General features: G+C 65.4%; 5 protein-coding genes. All 5 read right to left on the reverse strand.

Annotated features, from left to right (window positions below; all coding sequences use genetic code 11):
- Positions 1–164: 164 nt before the first annotated feature.
- The 5 genes from B2W55_RS21195 to B2W55_RS21215 all read right to left on the reverse strand — a co-directional run bounded on the left by B2W55_RS21195 (position 165) and on the right by B2W55_RS21215 (position 6,510).
- Positions 165–824, reverse strand: coding sequence for a LysE family translocator (locus B2W55_RS21195; protein ID WP_024582652.1), 660 nt, complete (start codon positions 822–824; stop codon positions 165–167).
- Between the two features lie 135 nt (positions 825–959).
- Entirely contained in the window at positions 960–1,760 is an 801-nt protein-coding gene (locus B2W55_RS21200; protein WP_080890848.1) for a CarD family transcriptional regulator, read from the reverse strand.
- Between the two features lie 429 nt (positions 1,761–2,189).
- On the reverse strand, positions 2,190–2,528 hold the full coding sequence (gene fdxA, locus B2W55_RS21205; RefSeq protein ID WP_016844914.1) for a ferredoxin FdxA: 339 nt from the start codon (positions 2,526–2,528) through the stop codon (positions 2,190–2,192).
- Between the two features lie 137 nt (positions 2,529–2,665).
- The gene (locus B2W55_RS21210; protein WP_029879491.1) at positions 2,666–2,950 is read right to left on the reverse strand and encodes an RNA-binding S4 domain-containing protein; all 285 of its coding nucleotides are present in this window, start codon (positions 2,948–2,950) and stop codon (positions 2,666–2,668) included.
- Between the two features lie 20 nt (positions 2,951–2,970).
- A complete protein-coding gene (locus tag B2W55_RS21215) occupies positions 2,971–6,510 on the reverse strand; it encodes a helicase-related protein (protein ID WP_024582649.1) in 3,540 nt (1,179 codons plus the stop codon).
- Between the last annotated feature and the right edge of the window lie 132 nt (positions 6,511–6,642).

Raw genomic sequence — 6,642 nt, forward strand, 5'->3', positions numbered from 1 at the left:
CGGCACGCAGCGGGTGCCACCAAGGTCTTGCGCGAGTGGATCGAACTAATGGCCGAGTGCAATAATGACAGGCTGCTGTCGGCGACCGTCGCGGCCCGATCGCGACGACGAACCGGATGAAGCTGAGTTGGCTGGCGAATGCAATGCAGCGAACCGATCCCGCCTCAGCCGGCCTTTTCGGTTGCCAGCCGCAGCCCGAGGGCAATGAAAACAACACCGCTCACGCGGTCGATCCATTTGCTTGCACGCGCAAACGCCGCGCGCACCCGTGGCGTCGTCATGAAATAGCTGACGCCGACGAACCAGAGGATCAGGCAACTCGCCATCACCAAGCCGTAGCCAAACCGGACCATGGCCGGCGTGTGGACGCTGACGACGGTGGCGAACACCGAAAGGAAGAAGAACACCGGCTTGGGATTGAGCGCGTTGGTGGCGAAGCCGAGGACAAAAGCCTTGATCAGCCCCTGTTCGGCGACGGGCTTCTGCTCAGGACCAAACGCGCGGTCCTGCGGCGGGGTCTTCTCCGTGGTGAGCGAGCCCGCGCGCAGCGCCTTGATCCCGATATAGACGAGATAGGCGACGCCGCACCATTTGACGATATTGAACAGCAGGATCGACTTCGAGATGATCATCCCGAGGCCAAGGATCGTGTAGCTGATGTGGAACAGCAGCGAGATGCCCAGCCCGAACGACGTGACGATGGCCGCTCTGCGACCGTGCACCACCGACTGACGCAGGACCATCGCAAGATCGGCACCGGGCGAGACGATCACAAAGGAAAAGATCGCCATCAGGGTCGCGAGTTCCGTCACGTAGATGCTCATCTTGAGAAGCCCACTTCCACCAGCGGTCGGAAACCGAGACCCGCTTCGCAGTTTTCCGGATCATGCTCTAGCAACGCGACAACAAAAAGCCCGGTCTCGCGACCGGGCTTTTGTTTTTCAATCCGTCGAACCCTTTCAGGCGGCTTCGTCCTCGACGGCGGTATCGTCGCCGTCGTTGTCGAGATCCTCACCGTCGGCATCGCCCTCGGCGTCGCCTTCAGCGGACTCGGCCTTGGCGCCACGGCGCGGGCTCTTGGCGAGCTGGCCTTCGATCTCCTTGATCGCCTCGGTCTCGGTCGAGTGCTGCACGACAGCGATCTCGCGCGACAAACGGTCGAGCGCCGCTTCGTACAGCTGGCGTTCGCTGTAGGACTGCTCGGGCTGCGATTCCGAACGGTAGAGATCGCGGACCACCTCGGCGATCGCGACGATGTCGCCCGAGTTGATCTTCGCTTCGTATTCCTGGGCGCGGCGCGACCACATGGTGCGCTTGACGCGGGCACGGCCCTTCAGCGTCTCCAGCGCCTTCTTGACCAGCGCCGGCTCCGACAGCTTGCGCATGCCGACATTGGCGACCTTCGCCGTCGGGACGCGCAGCGTCATCTTGTCCTTCATGAAATTGATCACGAACAGCTCGAGCTTGGCGCCCGCGATCTCCTGCTCCTCGATCGCCAGGATCTGGCCGACGCCGTGAGCGGGATAGACGACGAATTCGTTGGCCTTGAAGCCCTGGCGCTGGGTCACGACCTTCTTCGGCTCCTCGACGCGCGGGGCGGCGGTGGCCGGCTTGGCGGCAACCTTCGGGGCAGCGGCGGGCGCGGCAGCCTTCGGGGCAGCCGGCTTCGGCGCAGCAGCAGTCTTGGGGGCGACCTTCGCGGCGGCAGCGGGTTTCGCAGCCGTCGCCTTGGCGGCAGGCTTGGCAGTCTTTTCTGGCATCACGCTTCTTTTGTTCTTTGAGGACTTTGCAGCCGCCGCCTTCTTAGGCGCCTTCACGGACGCCTTGGCACGGCCTTTGGTTGCGCTGCGAGCAACGACAGCGGCTTTCTTTGTCGTCTTTGAAGCACTCTTTTTACGCGTTTTCTGTGACACAGCCTGCGCGCGGAAACTGCCACGCCCCTGTTCGATGTTGCGGGAACCTCGAAGCCACAAGGTACGCATGGCAGGGGGTTCTTGGCCTGTAATGTGCCCAATATAGCACATTTTCCGCAAAAATCAATGATTTACGCCCGATTCCGGGCATAACAGGGGATCTGCCGGTCATATGTCCGTCATTAGGGTTAAATCGACGGCCGGACGGAACGACCGTGGGCCAAAGCCCGTCCTTATCGGGGTAGTCTCAGGCTGATCTCGGTCGATCGTGACGAATCAGTCGCCACTGCCCGGATTCGGAGAAAAATATTTCTCGAACTTGCCTTCCTTGCCTTCCCACTCCTTGGCGTCTTCGGGCGAGTCCTTCTTCTGGGTGATGTTCGGCCAGCTCTTGGCGTAGTCGCGGTTGACCTCGAGCCACTTTTCCAGCCCCGGCTCGGTGTCCGGCTTGATCGCGTCGGCCGGGCATTCAGGCTCGCACACGCCGCAATCGATGCATTCGTCGGGATGGATGACCAGCATGTTCTCGCCCTCGTAGAAGCAATCGACGGGGCAGACCTCGACGCAGTCGGTATATTTGCACTTGATGCAGGCTTCAGTGACGACGTAGGTCATCCAAAACTCCGGGACGATCGATTTTTCTGGGGTTGCGTAGCGCAGGAATACCGGGGCCGCAAGGGAAGCTGGCTCTGAAAAACGCCAGTATTCTCACGCCCCTGCCACCCCAAATTCAGATAGCAAGCGCTAGATAACTACTTCTTACCGGCTTGCAAATTGCTGCCTTGCAAATCCTCATACAGCACGCGCGCCGCGGTCGCGTCGCCACGCCGTTCGGCGAAGCCGATCACCTTCAGCACGCGGACGCTGTTGTCGAGCGCTATGGTGACGACGTCGCCGGCCTTCACCGCATGGCCCGGCGATTTCTCGCGCGTGCCGTTGATGCGGACATGACCTGATGCGACGAGTTCAGCCGCGCTGGTGCGGGCCTTCACCACCCGCGCGTGCCACAACCATTTGTCGAGGCGCTGTCGATCCAAAAGTCAGACCAGGGGTTGGACTACTCCTTGCGCCCAGCGAGCTGCTCTTTCAGCGCCGCGAGCTTGGCGAATGGCGAATTCGGATCGATCGGACGGTCGCGCTCGCGCGGCGCGCTCGAGGCGTAGGGCCGATGCGAAGGACCGCCGTCGCGCTTGTCGCGACCGCCGCCCTTGCCGAAGTCGCGGCCGCCGCGATCGCGATCCCCGCGCTCGCCCTTGCGATCGCCACCACCGAACTTGTTGTCGCGGCGACGCTCATTGTTGTCGCGATCGCGGCCTTTGCCTTCAGAGCGCTGGCCCTCGAAGCGCTCGCGACGCTGGCCCTTGTCGTCACGATGATCCTGGCGGTTGTCGCGGGCCTGTGCGCCGTCGGCGGGCGCCGCAGACGGATCGGCCGGCGCGCCGGGACGCGGCGCACGGAAATCCTGGTGACGGCGCGGACGGCGATGCTGCTCGCGCTTGGCTTCCCCTTCGGCCCCGCCTTCGGCCGCTTGCGCGCCCTCACCCGGCTTGCCCTGGTGACGGCCGCGGTTGCGATCCTGGCCGCGATGGTGATGCGGACGGCGCTCGTCTGAGCGGCCGCCGGGACGCCAGACCTCGACCAGTTGCGGCTCGGCCGGCGTCTCCGCCGGCGCAGCAGCGGCCTCAGTGGTCGCCGCCTCGGTACCCGCGGTCTCAGCAGGAGCCTCAGCAGCGGCCTCGGCCGGCGTCTCCGCGACGGCCTCCACCGCAGGGGCGGGCTCTTCCACCGCAGGCGCGGCCTCGGCAGCGGACGCCTCGGCAACCGGCTGTTCGGCAACAGCAGCGGGCTCCGCGGCGGCCTCCACCTTGGTCTCAATCACGACCGGCGTCGACTGGCTGGAGACGACCTCGGCGAAGCCGACATCGGGCAGCAGCGCGGCCGACGGCGCGGGATCGCCGGACACGACCTGATCGGTCACAGCCTCCGGCGCATCGGCCGTGACCTCGGCAGCGGCCTCAGCTGGCGCATCGACAGTGGCATCGGAGCCTGCCTCGACGGACGCCTCGGCGGCCGGCGTCTCGGTGGTCACGGTCTCGGTGGCCTCAGCCGGGGCAGCCTCGACAGGCTTCGGCGGCAGCGGCGGACGGCGGTCCATGCGGTAGCCGAGCGCGCGCAGGATCGAGGCGAAATCCTCACCGGCGGAGCCGGTCAGCGAGGTCATCGCCTGGGTCACGACAAAGCCGCGGCCGTCGAACGCGCCGGCGGGCTTCTCGCCCGGCGAGGTCTCGCGCCAGGCCAGCGCCGGGCGGATCAGGTCGGCAAGCCGCTCCAGGATGTCGACGCGCACCGCGCGCTCGCCGCACTGGCGATAGCCGAGCACGCGATAGCCATCGCGCGGCAGGGCCTTGTCGACCGGGAACGAGGTGCGGCCGCTGGAGGCGAGATGCTGCACGTTGGACAGCGCCGCCATGTCGACATTGCTCTGCTTCTCGGCCCACAGCAGCGAGGCCAGCGAGCGTGCCGCTGGCTTCAAGAGCTGCGGGAAATAGATGTGGTAGGCGCCGAACCGCACGCCGTATTTGCGCAGCGCCGCGCGCGACGGCTGATCGAGATCCTTCATCTCGGCCGCGATCCTGGTGCGCTCCAGCACGCCGAGCGCCTCGACCAGCTGGAAGGCGATGCCGCGGGCGATGCCCTGGAGATCCTCGGCCTTGGACAGCTCGAACAGCGGCCCGAGCAGTTTCTCGACATGGGTCTTGAGCCAGAGATCGAGCCTGGCCTGAACCGCCTCACGCGAGGCCCCGGTCAGCCGCTCGTCGGAGATGATGCGCAGCCGCGGATGCAGCGCGTCGTCGGCCGCGACCAGCTTGGCGACCGCGTCGCCGGTCCAGCGGATGGTGCCGTCGGAGGTCAGCACGAACTGCTCGTCGGGGGCCGCACCCAGCTTCTCTGCGCGTGCATCGATCTCGCGCGCCAGCACCTGCTGGGCGGCGGCTTGCAGCGCCTTGGCGTCGCTGCCGGCCTCGGCCGCATCGGGTGCGAAGGTGAAACCATCGAGCCGGCCGATCACGTGGCCTTCCACGATCACTTCACCGGTCTTGCCAATTTCCGTATTCAAAACTGAGTTCTCCCGCAGGCGGCGCATCAATACACTGGTCCGCCTGTCAACGAAACGCTCCGTGAGCCGTTCATGCAGCGCATCGGATAATTTATTTTCGAGGTCGCGCGTGATGCCCTGCCAATGGTCCGGGTCGTAGAGCCAGTCCGGCCGGTTGGCAACAAAGGTCCAGGTCCGGATCTGCGCGATCCGGCCCGATAGCGTGTCGATATCGCCGTCGGTCCGGTTGGCCTGGTCGACCTGGGCGGCAAACCATGCGTCAGGGATACGCCCCTTTTGCATCAGGAAGCCGTACAGCGTGGTCACGAGTTCGGCATGGGCGGCCGGCGACAGCTTTCGGTAATCAGGAACCTGGCAGGCCTCCCACAGCCGCTCCACGGCCTTGGGCCCATGCGCCCATTCGCGCACCTCGGCGTCGCGTGCGACATGCTCGAGCACGCGCACATCCTCGGCGACCGGGGCCCGCGTCAGTGCCTCATGATTGGGCGACAGCGCCAGCGACACCTGCAACGCACCGAGCGAGGAGAAATCCAGCTTGGCGTTGCGCCATTGCAGCATTTTCACGCTGTCGAAAGTGTGGTTCTGCAACGCATTGACGAGCTCGGGCTCGAACGGCGCGCAGCGGCCGGTGGTACCGAAGGTGCCGTTGCGCGTGGCGCGGCCGGCGCGGCCCGCGATCTGGGCGAATTCGGCCGGGGTCAGCCGGCGGAACTGATAGCCGTCATACTTGCGATCCGAAGCAAAGGCGACGTGGTCGACGTCGAGATTGAGCCCCATGCCGACCGCGTCGGTGGCGACGAGATAGTCGACATCGCCGTTCTGGAACATCGCGACCTGCGCGTTGCGCGTGCGTGGGCTGAGCGAGCCCAGCACCACGGCCGCGCCGCCGTGCTGGCGGCGGATCAATTCGGCGATCGCGTAGACCTCATCGGCGGAGAACGCCACGATCGCGGTGCGTCGCGGCTGCCGCGTGATCTTGCGGTCGCCGGCGAATTCGAGCTGCGACAATCTGGGCCGCGTGATGATCGATGCGCCGGGCAGCAGCCGTTCGATGATCGGGCGCATCGTCGCAGCGCCCAGCAGCAGCGTCTCGTCGCGGCCGCGGCGGTTGAGGATGCGGTCGGTGAAGACATGCCCGCGTTCGAGATCGGCCGCGATCTGGATCTCATCGACGGCGAGGAACGACACGTCGAGATCGCGCGGCATCGCCTCGACAGTCGAGACCCAGAAGCGCGGCGCCTTCGGCTTGATCTTCTCCTCGCCGGTGACCAGCGCGACATTGTCGACACCGGCACGGTCCGCGATCTTGTTGTAGACCTCGCGTGCCAGGAGCCGCAGCGGCAGCCCGATCAGCCCCGACGAATGCGCCAGCATGCGCTCGATCGCCAGATGCGTCTTGCCGGTGTTGGTCGGCCCCAGCACCGCGGTGACACCAGCCCCGGGCACGCGGTCATTTCCGAACGAAGTTGAGAAAACCATATTTTGCAGGTGTTTCTTGAACTGTTGGCGAAACGCTCAATCCGTCATTGGCTTGCTCGGTGTCATCACCCGCGCATGCGGGTGATCCAGTATTCCAGAGACGGTCGTGCTTGAGCCGATAGGCCGCGGCGT

It is taken from the genome of Bradyrhizobium sp. UBA2491 (assembly GCF_002341725.1).
Lineage (GTDB): Bacteria > Pseudomonadota > Alphaproteobacteria > Rhizobiales > Xanthobacteraceae > Bradyrhizobium.

Coding starts and splice junctions, on each gene's coding strand:
- fdxA (WP_016844914.1), bottom strand. CDS start 2,528: ATGACCTACGTCGTCACTGAAGCCTGCATCAAGTGCAAATATACCGAC.
- B2W55_RS21195 (WP_024582652.1), bottom strand. CDS start 824: ATGAGCATCTACGTGACGGAACTCGCGACCCTGATGGCGATCTTTTCC.
- B2W55_RS21215 (WP_024582649.1), bottom strand. CDS start 6,510: ATGGTTTTCTCAACTTCGTTCGGAAATGACCGCGTGCCCGGGGCTGGT.
- B2W55_RS21200 (WP_080890848.1), bottom strand. CDS start 1,760: ATGCCAGAAAAGACTGCCAAGCCTGCCGCCAAGGCGACGGCTGCGAAA.